We start from the raw sequence: 23,947 nt of genomic DNA on the forward strand, positions 1-23,947 counted from the left end.
TATTATGGCTCCAAGAGGCAGGGGACAGACTGAAAATAAGGGTTCGGCGACCCAGGAAGTACTAAGTCCCCCTGCCTTTCTTGGGGCACATCTTACCTGCTTACATGACAGTTATACAGGAATTAATGGTAGGAGGAAGAACTGGTGTGCGCTTCGGATATGCAGAGAGGGGGAATTTCTCTCCCTCCTGCATCACCACGTCGGCCTGTATAGTTTTTGTATAGTTCACATATAGAAAAGAAAGGAAAAGAAGAGATAGCCCACCTTTTATTAACTCGGCTGAAGGGCAATAAAAAGAACAGAATAGAAAAGAATGGCAAACGCGGGCTATCCCTTTTAAATAACTTCTAATCCGTAGGTTCTGAGTTCGATTCTCGGCGGGCGCGCTCTTTATTATCAATGGTTTGCGAGTATCGAAGACTTTCTCTTATCCCCTCAATTGTATAATTCTCTGAAGACCAATAGTTATGCGTCGCGCTGGGATTCATTTTCGATCATTGCCGCTATTTTGACCAGATCGGGACGTTCTTTCAGCTTTTCCCTTGCCCTCATAAGATAATCCTCGATACTATTTCCTTCGTCAATGGCACTTAAACCAATTTCCGCGTGTGGATCGTTCGCAAAAGCTAATGCTATCAGCAGCGCTATCGTACTGTCGTTTTCGAGATGAAGAATGGATGATAGCTCCTTTGAAAACATACGGATTATAGAAGCATGGGTTTTGTCAATGCGGCCTGTAGATAACCCGCGTTCCCACCAGAGGCGTGGAACCCGCATGGATAGATAGCGAAGAATACATTGCGCCTGTTCCATCCGGTTATCCCCGCAATCACACAGGCTCAAAATAAGGTTTTCATACCAGAGACTCATGGCTCATTAGAACGTTGGTGGAGCTTCAATATGCGCTGGGATATGGCTTAAGTTGCTAGGCAATCTTATTGAACGCATAGCATCTTTCCTTGAACTCAACGAGAGGTGAATAGCTGCCGTGGGGGCCAAGTCTCTCAAGCCAGGATTCGTATGATATCACGGAACATACGCACTGACCTGCCCGTCGAAGGACTTCCTCTTTAAGGGCATATACTGGACTCTGTCTTTCATATAAGTCGAAACGATTCGCGATCTGCGCAAGCATTACTTTCATGTCAACCTGTTTTCTCATCTCATGCTCCTCTATCTTTTTCTCCGGTGCAGCCACAATAAAGAAAATTCTGTGCCTTGTAGAGAGGGTATTGAAAGCTATGCACGCCAGGTTACGGCTGGCCTGATTGTAAACTGGCACATGCTTTGTGCCCGGACTCAACCTACTTCCCATCTTCGCCTCTATGACACCGAAAATGCCTTCAGAACCCGTGATAGAGATATCCCCACGAACAGAAGAATCAACTGTAAAATCACCGAGAGCCATGTCGGTATGCGTGTAACCTTCCGCGAGTCTGTCCGTTCTTGTCCTCGGCAAGAATGGTGAAGACAAAAGACCCTCGGAATACCAGTTTTGAATCCTGCTGAAATCAATATCCTGAAAATGTATCCCGGCATCGATGGAAACTGCAACAAGAAGGCGAGTCATCCAGCCTTCACTATAGAGGATGGTTGGGCTGATGTTAGTGGTCGAGTCGTGACATCTACCGAGAATACTGGCTACTGTTTCTATCATAGTATCCATGAAAATAGACGATCGAAATAGTGTCGTCCATAAATATTGTTCATGCTATTGTTGCCAAAAGAACATATCGCTTGGCCCACTCTTCGTTACAGACTGCGGTCATTCTACCGCTTCAGTAACTCCTTCAGGGCTTCCATGGCCTGACCGTATTCAGCCCAGTTGCCTCTTTTCAGCGCATCCTGGGCCGCGTTAAACCTCTTGCGCACCTGATTCAAAAGGTCTTCCGAGGCCTTGGTGGGGGTCGGGGTTTGCACCGGACCCTTTACCTCCGTGGTTGCGGAAGCGGCGGGAGCACCGCTGAAGACGGCTTTTATAGCTTCGTCAAGGGTGGGCTGCATGGCCACCTTGCTGCCGTAAGCGACAATCACCCGAACGAGTTGAGGGATATTCACATCTTCGGCAATGAGATAGACAGGCTCCACGTAAAGGAATGAGCTCTCGATAGGAATGACGAGGAGATTGCCACGTATCACGTGTGAGCCCTTTTGATCCCAAAGAGAGAGTTGTTGAGAAATGGTGGGTTCCTGGTCAATCATGGCCTCAATCTGCATGGGGCCATAGATAAGGCGGTCTTTTGAAAGACGATAGACCACGAGCCTCCCGTAATCGGGAAAATCGCAGTTGGCGGCCATCCAGGCGATCATATTCTCCCTCTTGTGGGGCGTCATGGGGAGCATGAGCTGGAACGTAAGTTTTTGTTCCTCAGGCAATCTGATAATAGCGTAATAGGGCTCCATTTCTTCCGACTGGCCTGCATACTTCTGATTGGGCATGGCCCACAGGTCTTCCTTATTGTAAAAGACTCTCGGATCGGTCATATGGTACGTGGTGAGTCTCTCCGCCTGGATACGGAATAAACCCTCGGGGTACCGCAGATGTGCCTTGAGGTCGGCAGAAAGCTCGCTTAAGGGTTTGAACAAACCGGGAAAAGCCCCCTTATAGGCACGAAGCACGGGATCGTCAGGATCGCTCACATAGAAATAGACCGATCCATTGTAGGCATCCACGGTTATCTTCACCGAATTGCGAATATAGTTGAAGCCCTCCTTGTAGGGATCGGACGAGGGATAACCCATGGACGTGGTGTAACCATCAATGATCCAGAAAAGCCTGCCTTCACTCACCACCATATAGGGGTCCCGATCAAAGGTGATGAATGGCGCAATGCGACTCACCCGCTCAGCTACCCTCCGATAGAGCTGTATCCTGCTCTTTGGCTGGATTGAGTTCGATATGAGAATATTACCATCATAGAGATGCCAGGCAAAAAGGAGCTTCTTCCAGAAGCTGTTGAGCGGAATGCCGCCACTCCCCTCATACTGGGTGTAGACATTCTTATCACCTTTCGGATAGTCAAATTCTTCAACACCGGTCCTTACTATCCGATATCCCGGCATACTCTCGCCGTAGTAAATTGCCGGCTGGGTTATCTTGAGCAGGGATGATTCGGGAGGCAGGTCTTTCACCACCATGCGGGGAAGCCCTCCTTCACCGATCTCCGACACGGTGTTCATGGCCAACCCGTAACCATGGGTGAATTCAAGGTACTGATTAACCCATGTCTGGGCCTGTTGGAGCACCTGCGTACTCAGTTCTCTAGGGGAAACCATTACCTGACGGTATCCCTCGCCGGGGAATAAGTAGCGATCAACATCAACCGCGTAGAAGCGGTAGTAGAGACGCATCTCCTGCGTCTGCCGAAATGCCTGAAGCAGGGGCCGGTGGTCCCAAAGGCGGATGTTCTTCAAGATATCCTGATTGCGGGAAAGAGAGGCCAGAGTGAGGTCGCTTCCTGCCGAGAAAACCTTCTCCTCCACCCGGTCCAATTGATATGCCTTGCGCGTAAAGGCGATGTTTTTTTCGAGAAAGGGTTTTTCCAGGGAAAGCTCATTTGGCTGTACCACGAAAGACTGAAAGAAGGACGGAATTATCCCGAGAGCAAGGATCATCACCACGAGATACCCGCCGATTCCGGCTAAAACAATGCCTACACGGTTGCGTTTCAGGAAAGCCAGAACGGCAAGAACAAGGGTCGCTGCCATCATCACCCAGAGTCCGATACGGACTACATGATAATTGGTATATCCCATGCCGAAGACCACACCGCGTTTCTCGTAAAAAAGCTGGAAAATATCAAGGTAGTAGCCTGATCCCCAGGCAATTAGGAAGAGGACTAAGAGGATCGCAAGATGAGTATTTGCGCGGGTATTCTGGAAGCGGGCTGTGGGAAACGCGATCTGACCGGTGGCCATATAACCGAGAAAGGTAGCCGGTAATGCAAGGAAGGCAAGTACCGCGAAGCCGTCGCGGAGATTCCCGTAAAAGGGGAGGCGAAACATGTAAAAGCCGAGGTCCTTGCCGAAAAACGGATCCACCTGACCGAAGGAGCCACCCCAATAGAACCGCAGAAAAGTGTCCCAACCCGATGAGAAGGCAAGGCCAAAGAGAAGGGCAGGCACGAGGGAAACGAGAGCGATAAGGGCCTTTGTTATCCATGGATTTGTCTGCATTTCATAGAGTTCAGGGATACTGGCTATTCTTATGGGTGTTCCCTTGTGGTAATAGGCGCCCGCGGCAATTCTCAGATTGATCCAGAGGTAAAGAAAAACCGTCACAAATGTAATGAAGAACAGACCCACTTTGAGCGAGAAGAGACGGAGAAATACGTCCGTGTAACCCACCTCTTTCATCCAGAGCCAGTCAACAAGCCAGTCCGAAGACCTCGCCGCGGCGATGAGGAGCACGAAAAGGAGTACCAGAAACCCGACGAATTTCATCCGCCTCGATTTACCTACTCTTGTTCCACCCTGGTTGTCGTGGCCATTTCCTTTATCCTGAAAGATTAGTGGTCCATTCACGCGTATCACCTACTCCTTTCTTTCGACTCTGTTTCTTTCACATCGTATATAGCTATGACCGACTTTTCGGGGTTCCCAACAATACTAATCTTTTCGTCGGGGATTTGCAAACAAAAGCGGTTTTCCTGGTAGCGCTCGTTGTTCGCATTCCACAAAATCTGCGTTCACGTCGGCGGTCTATCGTTTTTCTGCAATCGACAACCTGCGTTCCTTACGAAAAAATGCAGATTTCAAATGGCATTCGATTGTCGTGATGCAATCTTATAAATAGTCCTCACTTCGGCTCCACAGGTTTCTCTCTGATGATACCCATTTTTACGTAAACAGATCTCGCCGATTGCTGAATGAGGGGAAGTTTTTTCAGGAAAAAGAGAGAACCGATGATGCAGATAGTTCCCCCTATGATAACAGTGTGAGGAGCGCCTATCTTGCTTGCAAGGCTGCCTGCCATGACGGCTCCGAAGGGGGCCGCGCCCCCGAATGCCATTGTATAAAAACCCATGACACGCCCCCGTTTATCTTCATCGGTGATTGTCTGTAAAATGGTGTTCGTTGAAGCCATCTGGATGATCATACCGAAACCAGTGAAGAGGAGGATAAAAAGGGAGAATGGAAGGTAGCGGGAAAAAGAGAAAACGACAAGTCCCGCGCCAAAAATACTTGAAGCAATGAAGATAAGCTTTTCCAGACCGAGTACAGATTTACGGGGTGCGAGATACAATGCGCCCACGAGAGCGCCGACACCCGAAGCACCCATGAGAAAGCCCAACGTATGGGGTCCTCCATGAAGGATGTCTTTAGCAAAAATGGGCATGAGGACTACGTACGGCATTCCCACTAAACTTGTAAGGGCTAAAAGAAAAAGGGCATATCGAATGGGTGGGAAACCGAGCACGTATCGATACCCTTCTTTAAACCCATGAAAGAGCGAAGCAGATCTTTTTTCGTCGTTACGCCTTGGTATCTTCATGGCGAGCAGCGTGCCGATAATGGCCAGGAAACTCACGGCGTTTAGAAGAAAGCAAGGTCCTTCGCCTATGGCGGCCACCACGAGGCCGGCAATTGAGGGACCCACGAGCCGTGCACTGTTGAACATAAAAGAATTTAGCGCAATAGCGTTCCCCAGGTCTTCTTTGTTTTCTACTATCTCGATGACAAAAGACTGACGGGCCGGCATGTCGAAGGCGTTAATTGAGCCAAGGAAAAGACTTAAGATGACCAGATGCCAGACATGAACATGACCGCTCAAGGTAAGAAATGCCAGAAGGGATGCCTGTATTGTAGCGAGTATCTGGGTAATGATGAGCAGGTTACGGCGATGCATTCGATCGATAAAGACTCCTGCAAAAGAGGTAAGGAAGAACATGGGCGCCATACCGGTAAATCCTATGAGGCCTAAGTAAAAAGCGGAATTCGTCAAACGGTACACAAGCCAGCTCATGGCTATCTGCTGCATCCATGTTCCGATGAGAGAAACACCCTGGCCTCCGAAATAAAGCCGGTAGTTCCTGTAACGAAAGGCCCTTCCCATGAATCCGAGGGCTGATTGTTTGTCTGGCGATGATGCTGTGTTCATAGTTTCTCATTTCCTTTGTCTAACGCGATTTATACTGTAGTGTAATATGGACTGAAGTTCGTTGCAACCATACCGGAGGAGGACTCCGATCAAACGCCGTCTTCTCCGGCTCTGAAAGTAAGGAAGACCTGCCCCCTGCGATTCTCTGAAACCATAGGCATATGTCGGACCCCCGATCCCTAACTAAAACCAACAGGAGTAGTCTTTGAGGGTAAGCAAGATTTGGCTGGTGCGTTGATATCTCTCGAGACGAGATATGAATAACACTTTCACCTACAAGTCTTGAATTGGACGCATCGTGAAAAACTGCGCATTATGGATTGAAATGCAGATGAGGCAGAACTAAGTTGGGGTGGCGCGAAAGGGCCACGATCTGTTTCAGTGACTCGTTCGGACTGTGAATCTCTTCGCAAGTCTAACGAGGGAGAAAACCTATGAAACCGATGTGAAGATTTCGACGGCATTCGATTGTGGGATCGATGATTTCTCTCCTCATATTAAACATTTGCCTTTTCATTGAAAATGTCAGAGAATAGAGTCGAGACAAATATAACGGAGAATGTCAAAGTCCCGCTTTCATCAGTTTTCCATATAGAGTCCAAGAAGGCAGGTCATCGTGAAAGATAGACGCACAGACTGTCCGGGTTCACACATAGCTGCTTATCATTCCGGAAAACTCTCGTAATGTGTTCCATGAAAAAAATCCTTGCTGTTTTTATATTCTTTTTCACTCTGCTCTTTTTGTCAAGTGGCCTTGTTGCGAAAGAGTATCTCGTGAAGAAGGTTATTGACGGTGATACGATCCAGCTCGACACAGGGGAAACCGTCAAATATATCGGTGTCGAAGCACCGCAGATAAACCTGAAAGAAGGATCTGCGTTTTTCGCCAAAGAGGCAAAAAAATATAACAACCAACTGGTTTTCATGAAGAAAGTAAGGCTTGAGTTTGATAAAGAACAGAAAGATACAGAAGGAAGGATCCTTGCGTATGTTTTTGTGAAGAAGACTTTCGTCAATGGAGAACTCGTGAAACTTGGCTACGCAAAAGCCCATATCGTCCCCCCGAATGAAAAATATAAAAACATGCTCCTCGATTACGAGAAAAAGGCCATGCAGACCGATAAGGGCCTCTGGCAGGAGAACAAGAAGGGTACTGAGGCGTTCTATGTCGGAAATAAAAGGATCTATGTCTTTTATCAGCCATCATGTAAATCTGTTCCTAAAATTCCCGAGAAGAATAGAATTATTTTCCGGAATAGAAGTGATGCAATCAAAATCGGATATGTACCGGATAAGGTATGTAAACCATGAGCGAAGAATATATTAAATATTCGGGGGGTGTGCATTTGTCGTCAAGATTAGGAAATGAGTTTGGTTTATAATAGCGTTGCAAAAATAAAATGATTTGCGTGATTATTGCATACTTTACTCGATATAAAAAACCTGCTGAGAAATCGCAATGATGCTGCCGACGGGCCTCGAAAGGGGCCGACTTCCGGCATCCTGATCGACGGTCTCTTTTTAGCCGCCGCCCTTACCGCCCTCCTCCTGTATGCCGGTACCCCGGTTTTCGGGACCATGGCGGTCACCTTCGTTGCCATCGTCCTCGAGGCCCTTCCATTCATGATGATCGGCAGCGCGGCACCGCATCTTTGCGACCCCACCCTTATCAAAACTGTTGACTTCCTCTTATGGGAACCGCTGGGTTAGTTCGTTGACCATGACCTCATACCACGCTGATCAACTGACACAAAAGTTGACAATACGTGATCCCGGGCTTTATGCTTCACCTGTGCCAATATTCTACCACCGTGGACGTCTCAGGAGGCAGAAAGTGAAAGGAAAACCATCCCATGGCGGGAAGCCATACAAGTTATGCGGCAGAAGCAAAGCGCGGTGGAAAACCGCATTCATGACGGGACTTACCGTTCTGCTCCTTTTAGCCCTGGTAATACCGGCTTACGCCAAAACTCCGGATTCTAACCCCGGTATAGTCCGGGCCGTCCTCAACAACGGTTTGAAGGTCGTCATCGTACGCAATGCGCTGGCGCCCGTCGTGACTACTATGGTGAACTATATGGCGGGTTCCGTAGAGGCGCCCGAGGGATTCCCCGGAACAGCCCACGCGCAGGAACATATGATGTTCAGGGGAAGTCCCGGACTCTCCGCCGATCAGCTCGCCGCCATAACCGCAGCCATGGGAGGTGAATTCAACGCGGACACCCAGCAGACCGTCACGCAGTATTTCTTGACGGTCCCCTCCGCCGACCTGGATGTGGCGCTGCGCATAGAGGCGATCAGGATGAATGGGGTCCTTGACAGCCAGAAGTTGTGGAGCGAAGAGAGGGGAGCGATTGAGCAGGAGGTGACGAGGGACTACTCGAGTCCGGAATTCATCTTCTACACAAAACTGCTCGCCGAGATGTTCAAAGGCACGCCTTATGAGGAAAGCCCACTTGGAACAGTTGACTCATTTAACAAGACGACCGGTGCAATGCTCAAGAAGTTCTGGGAAACCTGGTATGCACCAAACAACGCGATCCTCATTGTCGTCGGGGATGTCGATCCGCAAAAAACTCTTGTCCAGGTGAAGCGCCGCTTTGAACGTATTCTTCCAAAAAAGCTTCCCCCAAAGCCTGTGTTTCATTTTAAGCCGGTCGTGCCTCAAGCGATCCGACTCACAACAGACGAAGCATATGGACTTATCGTCATCGCTTTCCGTTTCCCGGGGTACAATAGCCCCGATTATCCCGCTTGTCGCATTATCGCGGACGCCCTGAGCAACGAGCGGAGCGCCCTCTCCGATCTCGTACCGCAGGGTAAGGCCCTTTTTACGGGATTCAGCCTCGATACAATGCCTGATGGGGGTCTCGGTTACGCCATCGCAGCTTTTCCGAGAGGGGCTGATGAGGACAGTCTGACGAAGGAGATGCAACACATACTCGCGGATACCATGAAAGATGGCCTTCCCGACGATCTGATTGAAGCGGCCAAACGGACAAGACACGTGAAGGCGGAGCTGGCCAAGAATTCGATCCAGGGGCTCGCCCAAAGCTGGTCCAATGCGCTCGCCCTCCAAGGAAGGCAGTCGCCTGAGGAAGTGCTCCACGACATCGAGAAGGTATCTCCGGAAGAAGTCAGCCGCGCGGCAAGTAAGTACCTCGACATGGAACATTCGATCGTCACAATCCTCACCCCTGAATCTTCCGGCCAGATCTCTTCTGCCAAAACGCATGGTCCTGGTGTTGAATCCTTCGTCCCAACCCACGTGAAGCCTGTTAAGCTGCCACTATGGGCGCAGAAAGCTCTCAGACGCCTGGAAATCCCCAAGTCCACAGTAAACCCGGTGGCTAGGACACTACCGAACGGCCTCAAGCTCATCGTTCTGCCGGAATCGGTGAGCGATACGGTCAGCGTCTACGGTAGCGTCAGGAACAACCCGGGTATGGAGACCCCGGGAGAGAAGGAGGGTGTGGACGAGGTGCTGGATGAACTCTTCTCCTACGGGACGACTACCCTTGACCGTGTTGCTTTTCAAAAGGCCCTCGATGATATCGGAGCGCAGGAATCGGCAGGAGCCGATTTCGGTCTCAAGGTACTGGCTCAACAGTTCGAGCGTGGTGTAGAGCTCCTTGCCGACAACGAGCTTCATCCCCGTTTACCGGAAGAGGCCTTCGGGACCGTGAAAACCCAGGTTTCAGCCACCGTTGCAGGCCGCCTCGAAAGCCCGGATTATCTGACAAAAAAAGCCTTGGTGGAGGCGCTTTTCCCCAAGGGAGATCCTTCTTTGAGGGAAGCCACCCCAAAGAGCGTCTCGACCCTCTCGCTCGATGATGTGAAGCAATATTACGGGAGAGTCTTTAGGCCCGACGTGACCACGATCGTCGTGATAGGCAGGGTGAGACCCGATACGGCCCGCTCGGTCATCGAGAAATATTTCGGTTCATGGAAGGCAACAGGGCAAGCCCCGGACACATATCCGCCCCCTGTACCTGACAACAAGCCTTCGACTACCGATGTGCCAGACAAGAGCCGAATTCAGGCCCAAGTGACTCTGGCGCAAACGCTTAGCCTCACACGATCAAACCCTGACTACTACGCCCTTGAGCTGGGAAATCATGTGCTCGGCGGAGGATTCTATGCCACCAGGTTCTTCCGGGATCTGAGAGAAGAGACGGGTCTCGTCTATACGGTCGTATCGCAGTTTGACGTGGGAGTGAAGCGGACAGTATATCGCGTCCTCTACGGTTGCGATCCCGGCAATGCCGCAAAGGCCCGGGCGATAGTGGTCCGTGACCTGAAACAGATGCAGGCAGAAGCCGTGGGAAGTGTTGAACTCGATCGGGCCAAGGCGCTATTACTCCGAGAGATTCCGCTATCACAATCGAGCGTTGACCGGGTTGCCAAAAAACTTCTCGATCTATCTAACCATTTACAGCCCCTCGACGAACCGATCCTCGCCGCCAAGAAGTACGTCGCCCTCTCTGCGGAGGAGGTCAAAGCGGCCTATGTCAAATGGCTGAGGCCTGACGATCTGGTCGAGATAGTGGAAGGGCCGCCGGGAAGGTAATAATTCATGCTCGCAATGTGTGCCTTGTGCTTTGACGGATAACAGAGCGAATTTCTTCGTGCAGTGAGCGTACTTTTGTAGTTCATTTCGCAAGGCGGGATTACCATTTGAAAGGTGATATACCGGACAAACCCTTCAAAATCACCATTTCAGTCAACATTCATTACCAGTTGAAATCTTTATAGTTTGAAAAGGCTTGCTCGACAACGATTACAGTCAACAATACTCTACGCCCTCAAAGCGCAGAATCTCTATAATCCGATTATTTTCGTGATAAACGAAAACGCCAGGGCGGAAAGGGATTACGCCTCGCTTCCCCGGTAAGTTAAAGAAGACGAATCAGAGAGAGACTCGCGTGCGGCTTTGTTTTTCCCGCATGCAGAGGAACAGGAAAAGTCCGATAAAGACAAGGATCGACCCGGCTGCCAAGACTATAACGCTTCGCGCCAGGAATATAGCCACGAAACCACCTAAAGCTATAACCAAATTGACGCCGTACAATATTTTCTTGAGTTTGTCCATCCCCATGCACCCTCCAACACGCTCGCGCGTTCCTTTATACTATAGCACATTTTGGCATTTTGCAAACAAAATGTGCGCGTCATACAATCATCCGAAAGGAGGTCACACGCGGCGGCTGCGCCATGGCATAATGGTCTAAGACTGAGGACACGCGGCGAATTTAGGACTTAAAGTATAGCTCCTCCCCCGCATGCCCGTGAGTAGAGACGACGCCGAGGCTTTTTGAACCTTCGGCGTCGTTTATTCCGGACAGGCTATCCGAAGTATCGTACATGTACAGGGGGAATGATCATTGTTGCCCCCTCAGTTTCCGCAACAGGTACCGGGTGTACCGCAGGAATTGGGAGAGCCGCAGCAGCCGCCGGGTGCTCCTGTGAACTGGGGCGAAGAACTCGTTGTATTATGAGCGGACATGAGTTTTGTCAGCTCTGTGCCCGCGCAGGATTTACACTGCAAGGTTTCGTTATCGGCGAAGACAATGAACTCATTGACTGCGCCGCATTGTTCACATTTATATTCATAGATAGGCATATTTCCTCCAAAATAGTTTCTTGATACGTTTCAATGATGTGCGCATCCGCCCGCGTGGCCCCCGCAGGTATGATTGATCGTGAGTTCAGGAAGGGCGTTGTCCTCGAGGAGCTCCAGATTTCCCTTCACGGTCTGTTCCAGGGCCCGGTAGACCTTAATGCCTTTGGCATTGAGCCCCATAAGAGCGCCTGCACCTATACCGCCTACTACAACCGCGTCAACCTGGTTGCCGCCTAACGCCATGATGGGATTACAGGCCCCGTGCTCGTGAATCATGTTAGCATTCGACACAGTCCCTACATTCTTTTGATCCGTGTCAATGACCACAAATGTCGGCGCTGTTCCGAAATGACCATATACCGCGCTTTCAATTCCTTTGTCCTGCTCTACTGGAAAACATACTTTCATGTACTACCTCCGTTTTTTATATCTGGTTTTTGTCCTATCTTCACGGCTTTGCCGTTAATCAGTGCGTCGGCCACCTTGCGCCTGGCCCCCTCGAGTATCCTGCCGAAAGTGGGCCGGGAGATCTTCATCTGTTCAGCCGCATGTTCATGGTAAAGCTGCTCGTAATCGGCGAGACAGATCGCCTGAAGCTCATCAAGCGTGAGCTCAACCTCCTCAAGGTCCACAAGCGGAATGCCTCTCGGCTTAAAGTAGGAAGCACAGGGTTGGCAATTGACACATCTGCATTTCTTTGGTCGCGACATGGGTATATTATAAGCATATGCTCATAATAAGTCAAGAGTGAATATAGAGGCGTTGGAAACTGGGGGCGATCCATGCAATAATGAAGAAACGTGGAGGCAACGCATATGATTGAAGGATGGATGGACGAAATAAAGAGAGATTGTGATCCGGGGCTTCTTGGGATGATCTTCGCCCATAACGGTGTAGTGCGGGCCACCACAAAGGACGGAAGGCCGGTCAAAGGCATGAAGCTCTCTTACGACAGGACGAAACTTGCAGAGGTGATCGGGAGACTAAAAAAATCCTCAGGCATTGTCGATATTAAGGCGTGGATCAATGAGGGCGAGCTAAAGATCGGGGATGATATTATGAAGCTCTGCGTGGCGGGCACATTCAGGACTGATGTGCTGCCCGTTTTTCAGGAGTTATTGACAACCGTAAAGAGCGAGATCGTGCGGGAAGAGGAGGTCTTTTGACCTCGTTGATTCCGGGATGTACAGATCTGGCAATATTTTGATAGGGGGACATGGTTCACCGGGAATAATTTGCTTGTATTGGCAGCAACTTTTATAATACCATTATCAGGTAAACACATTGATGTGTCGCTGACGACGGCGTCTCGGAAAACGAGCGCCGTTTTTGTTTAAAGATTGGCTTAAGATCCAGGCGCCCGGATGGGACGATGAGCCATTGCGTATAGCGACGGCTCCCGGATATGATATATTTTGTTGTAAAGGAAATATGTGAAACCAAATGGCCGATACTAAAACATCGCGTGAGATAGCCGAACTTTCTCTTCTTTTTGAGATCAGTACAAGACTCGGCGAGAGCCTTGATCTCAAGACAGTGCTCAAGCCGATTCTCCAGATGACGGCGAAACACATGAAAATCCCCCGCGGCACGCTCACGATTCTCAACAGACAGAGGGGCGAGATTGTGATCGAAGAGGCATACGGCCTTCGACCGGAAGAACAGGCCAAGGGCACCTACCGCATCGGTGAAGGCATTACCGGAAGGGTGATCGATACGGGACAGCACGCGATCATCCCCAGGATATCCGAGGAACCGCTATTTCTTGATAAGACCGGCTCACGAAAACATCTCAACAAACGCGACATCGCTTTTATCTGCGTGCCCGTAAAGTCGGGCAGCGAGGTGATCGGCGCCCTTTCCGCAGACCGGTCGTCCAGCGAAAAAATAGCTCTCGAGGAAGATGCGAGACTTTTAACGATCATTGCGTCGAGCATCTCCCAGGCGGTGCGCCTAAGACAACGTGCGCAGGAGGAAACCAAGCAAATCAGAGAAGAGAACCAGCGACTCCATGACCAGCTCAAAGACAGATACCGGCCAAAATCGATCGTGGGCAACTCAAAAGTCATGCGAAGCGTCTATGAGCTCATCGAACAGGTGAGCAAGACAAACGCGACAGTTCTCATCCTCGGTGAAAGCGGGGTGGGCAAGGAGCGGGTTGCTCACGCCATTCACTATAGCTCCAACCGCTCGGAAAAGCCGTTCGTGGCGGTGAATTGCGCGGCGCTGCCGGAATCCCTCATAGAAAGTGAGCTCTTCGGTCATGAGAAAGGGGCTTTCACCGGGGCCACAGCGGCCCGCAAAGGCAGGTTCGAGACGGCGGACAAAGGAACAATCTTTCTCGACGAAATAGGCGATCTACCGCTTTCCGTACAGACGAAGCTGCTCCGGGTTCTTCAGGAGAAAGCCTTCGAGCGTGTGGGCGGCGATGCGACCGTAAAGGCCGATGTGCGGGTCATCACGGCAACGAATAGGGACCTCGAAACGCTCATGAGAGAGGGAAGATTCAGGGAAGATCTCTATTACCGGCTCAACGTGTTCCCTATCCTCGTGCCCCCTTTGAGGGAGAGGGTCACAGATATTACACTTCTCGCCGATCATTTCATCGAAAAGTACGGCAGGGAGCATGCAAAACGGATACTGAGCATATCCACGGCAGCCACAAATATGCTCATGAATTATCATTGGCCGGGTAACGTCAGGGAACTGGAGAACTGCATTGAACGGGCGATCATCCTCTCGACCGACGGGATCATTCACAGCTATCACCTTCCACCGAGCCTGCAGACTGCGGGCGAGAGCGCGGCTCATGAAACAGGTCCCACCTTCAAAGACGCGATGGCTAATATAGAGCGTGAACTCATCGTAGAAGAGCTCAAGCGGTGTCGCGGAAATATGGCCAAAGCTGCCCGGGCGTTAGGCATCACCGAACGTATGATGGGCATAAGAGTCGCCAAACATAATATAGAACCTTCACAATTCAAGTAACCTCGCCCCAAGTACTACCAAAATGTATCATTTCATCCCTTCAATAGGCCTATTTGCTACATTTATGTAGCTTGTATCAGCCTATCTACACTCGTTTAACCTCCTGGAAACGAGGCCGACAATAAATCAATATGTCATATAATATATTGAAATATTTCACGTTATGTTCCGTGGCGGGAACGCCCTAATGATGTATCCGATCTGTCTGGCACGGCCATTGCAATTTCTGAAGTCTAAGGAGCGAGACACAGGCGTCTTGGAAACCTGGATTGGTTCTAAGACGCCTGTTCTATTTTTTCCGGAGCCAACAGAAAGCGGAGAAGGAAAAAAAGCTCCCGGTTGCAAGAAGGCAGTACTCACCATGAGAACAGGTGAGAAAACTTTGGGAGGTGTGGCATGAAGAAGTTCGGATTGGTTATTGTGGCATGTATGGTTCTTTCAGGTTTTGCCGCTGTGCGCTCTGTCCATGCAGATGAGATCAAGGTTGGCGGAGTTTCCCCGCAGGCGGGCTCTCTGGACGCCGTGACTCAGGCAGACAAGGCCAAGGAACCCGAGACTCCCAAGGTAACGGGCAGCGGATCAATCGGTTTCTATAACCAGTACATATTCCGTGGATACGAGATCGGTAAGAGCGGGCTTGTGATTGAGCCATCGCTCACTGAGTCCTATAAAGGTTTTACCGCTACGTTCTGGGGCAATGTGGATAGCAATGAGCGCAACACGACGTCAGCGGTGTTCGGAAACGAAGGAAGAAAGGGCTGGGATGAGACGGACTTTAGCTTAAGCTACACCTATACGATAAGCAAATTATCTTTGACCGGCGGGTATACGTACTATGCCCTCAAGTACGCCGAAGAGACCGAAGAGCTCTGGCTGACGCTCGCGCTCGATGTACTGACCAAGCCGACCCTCTCGGTGTATCAGGATATTCAGTCTTACAAAGGGACGTACTTTAACCTGGCTTTTGCCCATTCTTTCACCCTGCCGAAGGATATTACCCTCGATCTTGGTGCCTCCTTCGGGTACGAGATAGGAGAAAGCAATTACTGGAAGACCTATCAAACAGCTACGGGCGATTATACGGGGAGCAAATACCGTGGTTTTCATGACGGCATGGTAAAAGCCGGCCTTACGATCCCGGTGACCAAGGCATTCACCATTCAACCTCTGGTCCAGTACTGGTTTCCGCTTTCGTCGAATGCAAACAAGACATTTGGAACAGATCCGGCTACAGGCTTAAAGATTGCCTATAATCCCAACGGATATGTTCCGGATAATTTGATCTACGGAGTGGGCTTTACTTACAGCTTCTGACATTTGTGGTCATCGCGTTGAGGCGATGGCTAAAACTCCTGCCCGGTCAGGTCGGCTACCTCAACCTCACCGGCCCCGCTTGCGGCGGTAAAAGCCTGATCGGTCAGGTCAAAAAAACACGAGACGTATGGCAGGTATAGTAGGAGGTTTGCGATGAAAAAGAATTTGAGTGTGAACAGTTTCGGTTCGGTATGGCTACAAATATTATGTGCAAGAGCGCAAGAGGAGGTGTGCTATGGCTGATACGGAAGGAAGAGAAGGTACGGTAGTGGCAAAATTGGGTCTTATCGGGGCAAGCATGAATGCCATGGCGCTTATCGCCCCGGGGGCATTTCTGTGGATTACCTATCAATTGCAGGCTGCAGCAACGACGCCGAGCGGGGCCTCTGCGGCAAGTGATATCTGGATGGGCATCGTTCTCGCGCTTTTCGTGGCGTTTCTCACGGCCCTCTCATATGCGCAGCTCGCGAAGATCTATCCTGAGGCGGGTTTTGCCTCCTGTGCGTATTTTGCAGAGAAGGCGTGGCTCGATGCGAAGGCTGAAAAAAGAAGCGGGCCCAAATCGATTGCCCGTATTTCCAAGCTGGCTACAGGCTGGTCGGCCCATCTTTTTTACTGGGCCTATTCAGGGGTCATGGCCGCCATGATGGCCACATTGATTGCCTATATCTACAATCAATTCACGGGTGCTGATCTGTCAATTACGAATCAGGCCATCATCTGCGTGGTCTTTACCATCATTACCGCCTATATCGCGTACAGGGGGGTGACCGGATCAACCGTGACCTCCATTGGGATCAACATAATCCAATGGGCGACGCTCATCGTGTTCAGCGGCCTGGCCATCTGGTACCGTGTTGCTAACCCGCAACACGTGGTTCAATGGGCATTTTCCGGCGGTATCGACATTGTGAGGCCGCACGGACTCACAGGAATCGTGGTTCAATCGACTATTGCAATATTGATCCTTGTGGGATTCGAGAGCTGCACGGCCCTATCCGCTGAGACAAAGAACCCCGGCAGGGTCATCCCTAAAGCGATCATCATCTCTCTTCTCGTGCAAGGGGTCTTTGCTTACCTCATCCAATACTTTGCGGCAAATTATATGGTAAGCGACAAGCTCGTAAACGTGACGAACAAAGTCACCACCGTGGGGCTCGCTGCGGCCTCTGCATCGAGCGCGCCTGTTGGTGACCTGGTGAAACTATTGGGCGACAGTATCGTGCCGGGAATAGGGTTCGGGCTCATGATTACCATGGCCGTCACGGTGGCAATAGCCATTATCGGTACGACCCTAAGTGCCATGAATACGGCGATGAGGATCACAGCCGGCATGGCGGATGACCGGGAGTTACCATCCGGTTTAAGCTTTATCCACCCTTCTTTCAGAACGCCACATATGGCACTCGTGGCGCTGACCATTGCCGTTTCAGTGATCGGCGTGATCGGGGTTCAAAGCGTGGTGGGTTTGACAGGCATTGCGCTCGCCTCGAACCTCGGGACCTTCATCTTATACGGGCTCACCTGCGTCTGGACCATCATAGCCTTCAAGGGAAGGACTGATTTCAGCGCCCTCAAACATGCGGTTATTCCGGTGTTGGGCGTTATCGTGAATGCACTCATGGTGGTGGCGATCCTCTATCTCTATACCACAGGCAACGCCGATGCAAAGGCAGAGGCCAAGATATGTTTTATGCTCGCCGGCGGCTGGGCTGTCATCGCTATCATCTATGTGGCCATGACCACGGTGCGCAAAACATACCGTTTCAAAATGGTGTCCGGCATGATCAGACCCGAGCAACTCAATATCGTTGTCGATGCCTTGAAGGAAGAGGACTACATCATGGGTATGACCGTGACCAAAGTGAAAGGCTTCGGCAGGCAAAAAGGCAGTACCAATGGCGGCTCCGATACCGACCGGATCACCTTTGTGCCCAAGATAAAGGTGGACGTTCTCGTGAGGGAATGGGATGTCCAGGCCGTGATGGACATTATCGGTGAAGCAGCCCGCACGGGGAACGTGGGCGACGGCAAGATATTTGTTGTTGATGCATCGGAAGCCATGCGTATACGCACAGGCGAACGAGGAATTGAGGCTATATAAGGAGGATGTCATGAAAAAAATCGAAGCGATAATTCGTCCTGCAAAGGTAGGAGATGTATACGCTGCCCTGGAAAAGGTTGGCTGCCCGGGCCTTATGTTCACAGAGATCGAGGGCCAGGGAAAACAAAAGGGCATCGAACAGGAGTTTCGCGGAAAGAAATACAAGACTGCCTTGCTCACCAAAGCAAAGCTTGAGATTGTGGTCGATGACCCGGATGTTGACAAGATTGTACAGGCTATATGCGACGCCGCTACAACAGGACAGGCAGGAGACGGGAGGATCTTCATATACGACATTACCGAAACCGTTCGAGTGAGCACCGGACAGAGAGAAAATAGTATCGGATAGGCATCCACGAGACTGCGGCCGGGAAACCGGCCGCGCCGTGTGGACCTGATCTTAAGCAAGGAATACGGCCCCGCTTTACCTGCGAGCATCTTGTTCCCGTTTTGTAGTATACTTATACTTTCTAATGTAGCCCATGGGAGATCATATCGGTTTTGATGCATCAGATGTGAGAACACGGAGGCGGAATGAGCGGAATTTTTGGATTCATCGGTAGAGGCAATGGTTTTGTTGAAGTGAGGGCCGGGCTCGAGAATCTCTCCCACAGAGGACAGGAAAGCTGGGGTATCGTTACCGGTCTCAAGGATGGATCCTTCTCAGAGGTAAGGCGCCTCGGATCGATCTTTCATTCTTCTCCGCTCAATCGATCCTATTTCGGATCGGTGGCAATCGGTCAGGTTCGCTATCCAACGGCGGGCGAGGCGACTGAGAGAAACAGCCAGCCCATCGTCGGAAGTTTTAAGAAGGAAAAAATCGCACTCGTTCATAACGGGCACATTCCCCATTACAGACAGTTGATGGAGGAGATTGGTGGTCTGTTCCAGACCGAGACGGACACTGAAGTCATCCTGCAGATGATCGCCAGGAGCGAGGGTGCGGATATCATCGAGAAAACGGAGAAGACGCTCTCCTTTTTGGGACGGCAGGCAGCGTTCAGTATTATCATGCTTCATAACGGGACTCTTATTGCCGCCAGGGACCCCTTCGGGTTCAGACCCCTTTCTCTTGCGCGAAGAGGCGAAGACGACGACTACTCCTTTGCTGTCGCTTCTGAGACGTGTGCTTTTCACGGCAGATTTGAATGGCTGGGAGATGTAGAGCCGGGTCACATGGTCGTCATGGACGGAAAGAGTGTAAACAAGTTTGTTTTTGCCGCGCCCAATCCTCACCCCTGTCTCGTGGAGTGCCTTGATTATGCTTCCCCTGCGAGCCATGTCTTTTCGAGAAACACTTACGAATTCCGGGAGAAGGTAGGAGCACGGCTCGCACAATCGGAAACGGAAAAAGCCGACATGATTGTCCCGATCCCACGGGCTGCCATTCCCGCGGCGCTCGGTTTTCACGAAGTCGCCGGAATCCCTTACAGGCAAGCGGTAAGCACGGTTGGTGAAGTGGGGAGGGTGTTTATCATCTCAAAGGAAAAAGACAGGTTGGATCAAGCCGAAAAGAAATTTCAGATTAACCCCGACGTGGTAAAAGGCAAGACAATATTTCTCGTTGATTCGCTGCTCGTCAGGGGATCAACGGCCATGGTATTGATCCCGAAATTGCGGGAAGCAGGGGCACGGCAGATTCATATGCGGCTTACCGCGCCACCTCCACGGTATCCCTGTCTCATGGGCATGGCAATGGCCAAGCCCGGCGAGCTTCTGGCTACAAACCGGACGGATGAACAGTTAAGGAAGCTCATAGGAGTGGACACCTTCCGGTATCTGAAGACAGCAGAACTGAGAGAAGTTGTAGGCACGCAGTTCTGTGATGCCTGCTTCACCGGTGAGTACCCCTTCTCGGTGTGAAGTATCGTCTGCATTAAGAGAGATAGAATATTCCGGATGAGCGCGGCGGTGCATGCAACGTGTAAGCGGCGGATGCGCGGCGATTCGCTTTCGTGATCGATTTTGCAGTTGTGATAGGACGCCGTTACTGCTATAAGTAACTTAAAGAGGCAGGCATATGGATAGAGATGCGCGGGAGGTGCTTGAAAAACGCATAGCATCAGGCTACTCTCTCCCCACTCTTTCCCCGGTGGCCGTCAAGCTCGTAGAAATAGCCTCCGAAGATACGTGCTCACTTGTCGATCTCATATCACTCATAGAAAAAGACCCTTCCCTTGCTGTAAGCCTTCTTAAGATGGCCAACAGCGCCTTCTTCATGGCCGGTCAGCCTGTTGCCACCCTTCGTGCGGCAATCATGAGGATCGGATTTCAGCAGGTCCGTGTTATGGGACTCTCGCTCTCACTTCGGAATACATTTCCCATGGGAAAGGTGGGATCGCTCGATTACGAAAATTTCTGGCGTATCTCGCTCTATCGTGGGCTCATCGGAAAATCGCTGGCACAGCATTTGCGAGCCTGCAATCCGGAAGAGGCCTTTGTGGCGGGATTGATTCTTGAGATAGGTTTTCTGATCTTTTACGATCTGTATCTCAAGCACAAGCCAGACGTGATTATTCCTGATTTAGACGGACTGGAGGAACTACTCCGGTGGGAAGAAGAACAATGTGGAATCAACCACCGCACTGTCGGAGAATTTGCTCTCGCGTACTGGAAGTTTCCCGAACAGATTGTTGCGTGTCAGAAGTATTACGGCGATGAGATCGCAGACAATAACGTGGCGCCTCTCGCCAGGGTCTCGGAGCTTGCCAGGGTGTTTTCTCACGCCATGTTTCATAAGCAGACAGACTTTCACGCGCTATTTCTCGCGGTGCGTAACTCCTTAGGTCTTCCCGATGAAACTATCAACGACATCATTCTCGCCGCTTTTGAGCAGGTTGAGGATATCGCCGAGAGCTTGAAGCTCGAACTCAATAAAGAAAGAGATCTCCTCGAACTCATGGAAAAGGCGAACCGGTCTTTGGGCCGGCTTTCGGAAAAGATTACCCGGTACCGTGACGAGATGTCGAAAAGCGGGCTTCCTGCCTTTGATACACTGGAAAGAAAAGAGCACCAACCTTCCGTTGAATATACGCTGCAGGCCGTGGCCCACGAGATCAGAAATCCGCTTGTGACCGTGGCGGGCTTTGCGCGCAGGCTTTCAAAAGCCCTTGATCCTGCCTCTGAGAGCGCCAGATATGCAGCCATCATCCTCGAAGAAGCGAAAAGACTGGAGACGATCCTAAGCGACATGGACCGATAGTATCGTCACAGAATTCGCTTTAATTCGTAGCACTTTTTGTGTTACTAAATGATAAACGAAATATTTTGTTTGTGGAGATAAGATGGAGAAAATACAGGCATTGAGGGGCTTCAAAGATATCTTCGGGGAGGAAATCGCACAGTTCAAAAGTATCGAAGGGATAGCCAGGAAGTATTGCCTTCTGCTCGGCTTTCGGGAAATCGAACTGCCCATCCTTGAGAAGACGGACCTCTTTGTGCGGAGTATCGGCGATGCAACGGATATCGTGGAAAAAGAGATGTTCACGTTTACGGACCTCGGCGGCGACTCTCTGACGCTTCGGCCTGAGGCCACCGCCGGCATGGTGAGGTCCTATCTTCAGCAGGGCCTCTATGCAAAAGAGCGGGCCACCAAGCTTTTTACCATAGGCCCCATGTTCAGGCACGAAAGGCCGCAAAAAGGAAGGTTCAGGGAATTCCATCAGATGGATGTGGAGGTCTTCGGGGTTGCCGAGCCTCTGATTGACGCGGAACTCATCTGGATAATCTCTCTTATGGTCGGCGAGCTTCACGTAAATGATTACAAAATAGAGGTCAACAGCGTGGGATGCAGGCAGTGCAGGGAACCCTTCAGGGCTGCGCTCACGGCCTATTTTGAGACGAAGAAAGATGGACTCTGTGAAGATTGTCTGAGACGCCTTGAAAGAAACCCGCTCAGGATTTTCGATTGCAAGAACAAGGAATGCATAGAAGTGACAGGTGAGTCACCCCTTCTGTTCGATCACCTCTGTACGGACTGCAGAGGACACTTCGATACATTTCTTAGCCACATGAGCGACTTCGGCGTTGGCGTGGAGGTTAACAAGAGACTCGTGAGAGGCCTCGATTATTACACAAAGACCGTCTTCGAAGTGAGCTCCGAGAAACTTGGCGCCCAGAAGGCCTTTGTTGCAGGCGGCAGATACGATAATCTGGTGGAAGAGATGGGCGGTCCTCAAACGCCTGGCATCGGTTTTGCGTTCGGTATAGAAAGGCTTGCCATGCTCATCGATTTTCAAACGCAATTTGGGTTGCCCTCGTGTTTTTTTGCTTATGTGGGCGAAAAAGCGAAGAGTCATTTGATTCCTATTTTGAAGGCGTTTGCCGATCACGGGGTCACACTGCACCATTCCTATGAGATGAAATCGTTGAAATCACAGATGAGGTATGCGGACAGCATGGGGGCCGGCTACGTGCTCATCTTAGGCGATGAAGAGATAGATAAGGAGATTATCGTCCTGAGGGACATGAAGAATAAGAACCAGCAGGAAATTCCTCTGAATCCGCAAAAGATCATAGAGGAATTTGGGAAATATTGTGGCCATTTCACGTGATATTGAGTAAAATCGAGAGACCTCCATGCTGTACACGGTGACGCTCAGCCCCTTCCTTGACAGAATCGTTGAAGTCGGTGAACTCGTCTACGACGATGTGAATGAAATTGCCGGCGAGAGAAGATATGCCGGGGGAAAAGGCATCGACGTCTGCAGGGTTATCAAAGAATTGGGCGGAGAATCGACCGCTCTAGGCCTTGCCGGCGGCTACAATGGCCTTGAACTTGTCGGGCGGCTCATTGACGAAGCCACGCTGTGTGACTTTACGAGAATACATGATGAGACAAGGGCCCATATCATCATTTTTCAGAAAAAAAAGAAGATTGAAACCCTCCTCGGTACGCCATGGCCCATCGTGAGCGAGATCGAGGCCGATCGGCTTCTCGGGAAAATCCGGGAAATACCCGCGGGGAGCTTTGTTGTGCTTAGCGGACCCATACCTCAGGGTGTGAGTGATAGTTTCTACGCAGAGGTCATTGCCACGCTCAAAGAGAAAGACGTGAAGGTGGTTCTCGACGCGGATATGGAGGCGCTCGTAAGAGGCACCGATGCGGGTCCCTACCTCATAAAACCGAATATCCACGAATTTGGCAGGCTCGTGGGAGAAAATCTGACCGGGGTGGAGGAGATTATCGAACATGCCCGGCCTTACGCCGATAAGGTCAAATACACGGTTGTTTCTATGGGGGCAAAAGGGGCTGTGGGCATCTCCGATGAAGGTAATTTTCATGTAGCGCCACCGAAAATACGGGTGCGAAGCTCTTTCGGGGCGGGCGATTCCCTTGTGGCGGGTGTAGTCTTCGGCCTAAGTAGCGGGCACTCATTCGAGGACGCGCTGACCCTTGGCGTGGCGGCCGGTACGGCCTCAGCACTTAGCGCCGGGCATGGCCTGTGCACGAGAGATGAAATCGAAGCGATAAAAAAAGATGTGGTAATTGAAAAATTTTGATTTACATATGGTCTTTGATGTTATATATGTATTGAATAAAGTAAAGATTAATCACGAAAGGAGGTGAAAGTAGATGAAGAAGCTTGTTGCGTTATTATTAGCTATTACATTTCTTGCAGGTTTTTCTTTAATGGGCTGCCAGAAGGAGGCTCCACCGCCACCGCCGGCACCGAAGGAAGAAGCAAAACCGGCTGATACACAGCCGCCAGCAGCGCCGGCAAAGGATCAGGCAACGGCACCGGCACCGGACAAAACCGCGCCCGCGCCAGCCCCGGCACCAGCCCCGGCACCAGCCAAAAAGTAGTTCTGTGTATAT

At 50.7% G+C, this 23,947-nt stretch carries 21 protein-coding genes; 13 read left to right on the forward strand and 8 right to left on the reverse strand.

Annotated elements, in window-relative coordinates:
• Window positions 1–465 precede the first annotated feature (465 nt).
• The 4 genes from VMT62_11850 to VMT62_11865 form a co-directional block, all read right to left on the reverse strand.
• Window positions 466–813, reverse strand: a complete 348-nt coding sequence (locus VMT62_11850) for a hypothetical protein (protein HVN97115.1) — start codon at window positions 811–813, stop codon at window positions 466–468.
• Window positions 814–925: 112 nt separating this feature from the next.
• The gene (locus VMT62_11855) at window positions 926–1,657 is read right to left on the reverse strand and encodes a hypothetical protein (protein ID HVN97116.1); all 732 of its coding nucleotides are present in this window, start codon (window positions 1,655–1,657) and stop codon (window positions 926–928) included.
• A gap of 113 nt (window positions 1,658–1,770) precedes the next feature.
• Entirely contained in the window at window positions 1,771–4,524 is a 2,754-nt protein-coding gene (locus VMT62_11860; GenBank protein ID HVN97117.1) for a UPF0182 family protein, read from the reverse strand.
• A 274-nt stretch (window positions 4,525–4,798) separates the two neighbouring features.
• Complete coding sequence (locus VMT62_11865) at window positions 4,799–6,100, reverse strand: MFS transporter (protein HVN97118.1); 1,302 nt, start codon at window positions 6,098–6,100, stop codon at window positions 4,799–4,801.
• Between the two features lie 774 nt (window positions 6,101–6,874).
• Here VMT62_11865 and VMT62_11870 point away from each other — a divergent pair.
• The 3 genes from VMT62_11870 (at window position 6,875) to VMT62_11880 (ending at window position 10,670) form a co-directional block, all read left to right on the forward strand.
• Window positions 6,875–7,411: a thermonuclease family protein gene (locus VMT62_11870; GenBank protein ID HVN97119.1), complete on the forward strand. Its 537-nt coding sequence runs from the start codon at window positions 6,875–6,877 to the stop codon at window positions 7,409–7,411.
• A 105-nt stretch (window positions 7,412–7,516) separates the two neighbouring features.
• Window positions 7,517–7,810, forward strand: coding sequence for a hypothetical protein (locus tag VMT62_11875; protein HVN97120.1), 294 nt, complete (start codon window positions 7,517–7,519; stop codon window positions 7,808–7,810).
• A 124-nt stretch (window positions 7,811–7,934) separates the two neighbouring features.
• Entirely contained in the window at window positions 7,935–10,670 is a 2,736-nt protein-coding gene (locus VMT62_11880; protein HVN97121.1) for a pitrilysin family protein, read from the forward strand.
• 339 nt (window positions 10,671–11,009) lie between these two features.
• Here VMT62_11880 and VMT62_11885 read toward each other — a convergent pair whose 3' ends face one another.
• The 4 genes from VMT62_11885 to VMT62_11900 form a co-directional block, all read right to left on the reverse strand.
• Window positions 11,010–11,192, reverse strand: a complete 183-nt coding sequence (locus VMT62_11885) for a hypothetical protein (protein HVN97122.1) — start codon at window positions 11,190–11,192, stop codon at window positions 11,010–11,012.
• 303 nt (window positions 11,193–11,495) lie between these two features.
• Window positions 11,496–11,723: a zinc ribbon domain-containing protein gene (locus VMT62_11890; protein HVN97123.1), complete on the reverse strand. Its 228-nt coding sequence runs from the start codon at window positions 11,721–11,723 to the stop codon at window positions 11,496–11,498.
• A 30-nt stretch (window positions 11,724–11,753) separates the two neighbouring features.
• Window positions 11,754–12,131, reverse strand: coding sequence for a NifB/NifX family molybdenum-iron cluster-binding protein (locus VMT62_11895; protein HVN97124.1), 378 nt, complete (start codon window positions 12,129–12,131; stop codon window positions 11,754–11,756).
• A complete protein-coding gene (locus VMT62_11900) occupies window positions 12,128–12,433 on the reverse strand; it encodes a DUF134 domain-containing protein (protein HVN97125.1) in 306 nt (101 codons plus the stop codon). Before VMT62_11900 ends, VMT62_11895 begins: the two co-directional genes overlap by 4 nt.
• A 105-nt stretch (window positions 12,434–12,538) precedes the next feature.
• Here VMT62_11900 and VMT62_11905 point away from each other — a divergent pair, with 105 nt between their 5' ends.
• The 10 genes from VMT62_11905 (at window position 12,539) to VMT62_11950 (ending at window position 23,935) form a co-directional block, all read left to right on the forward strand.
• Entirely contained in the window at window positions 12,539–12,889 is a 351-nt protein-coding gene (locus VMT62_11905) for a molybdenum cofactor biosynthesis protein MoaE (protein HVN97126.1), read from the forward strand.
• 277 nt (window positions 12,890–13,166) lie between these two features.
• Window positions 13,167–14,711, forward strand: coding sequence for a sigma 54-interacting transcriptional regulator (locus VMT62_11910; GenBank protein HVN97127.1), 1,545 nt, complete (start codon window positions 13,167–13,169; stop codon window positions 14,709–14,711).
• A 396-nt stretch (window positions 14,712–15,107) separates the two neighbouring features.
• The gene (locus tag VMT62_11915; GenBank protein HVN97128.1) at window positions 15,108–16,025 is read left to right on the forward strand and encodes a hypothetical protein; all 918 of its coding nucleotides are present in this window, start codon (window positions 15,108–15,110) and stop codon (window positions 16,023–16,025) included.
• 235 nt (window positions 16,026–16,260) lie between these two features.
• Entirely contained in the window at window positions 16,261–18,129 is a 1,869-nt protein-coding gene (locus tag VMT62_11920; protein HVN97129.1) for an amino acid permease, read from the forward strand.
• Between the two features lie 10 nt (window positions 18,130–18,139).
• Window positions 18,140–18,478, forward strand: a complete 339-nt coding sequence (locus tag VMT62_11925; protein ID HVN97130.1) for a P-II family nitrogen regulator — start codon at window positions 18,140–18,142, stop codon at window positions 18,476–18,478.
• Window positions 18,479–18,663: 185 nt separating this feature from the next.
• Window positions 18,664–19,992 (forward strand): amidophosphoribosyltransferase, encoded by a 1,329-nt coding sequence (locus VMT62_11930; protein HVN97131.1) that lies wholly within the window; start codon window positions 18,664–18,666, stop codon window positions 19,990–19,992.
• A gap of 157 nt (window positions 19,993–20,149) precedes the next feature.
• Entirely contained in the window at window positions 20,150–21,331 is a 1,182-nt protein-coding gene (locus VMT62_11935) for an HDOD domain-containing protein (GenBank protein HVN97132.1), read from the forward strand.
• 82 nt (window positions 21,332–21,413) lie between these two features.
• Window positions 21,414–22,682 carry a histidine--tRNA ligase gene (hisS, locus tag VMT62_11940; protein ID HVN97133.1) on the forward strand — a complete coding sequence of 423 codons (1,269 nt, stop codon included), beginning with the start codon at window positions 21,414–21,416 and terminating at the stop codon, window positions 22,680–22,682.
• 25 nt (window positions 22,683–22,707) lie between these two features.
• Window positions 22,708–23,631 carry a 1-phosphofructokinase family hexose kinase gene (locus tag VMT62_11945; GenBank protein ID HVN97134.1) on the forward strand — a complete coding sequence of 308 codons (924 nt, stop codon included), beginning with the start codon at window positions 22,708–22,710 and terminating at the stop codon, window positions 23,629–23,631.
• Window positions 23,632–23,704: 73 nt separating this feature from the next.
• Entirely contained in the window at window positions 23,705–23,935 is a 231-nt protein-coding gene (locus VMT62_11950) for a hypothetical protein (GenBank protein ID HVN97135.1), read from the forward strand.
• The last annotated feature ends 12 nt before the right edge of the window (window positions 23,936–23,947 follow it).

The organism is Syntrophorhabdaceae bacterium (assembly GCA_035541755.1).
Classification (GTDB): Bacteria; Desulfobacterota; Syntrophorhabdia; order Syntrophorhabdales; family Syntrophorhabdaceae; genus PNOF01.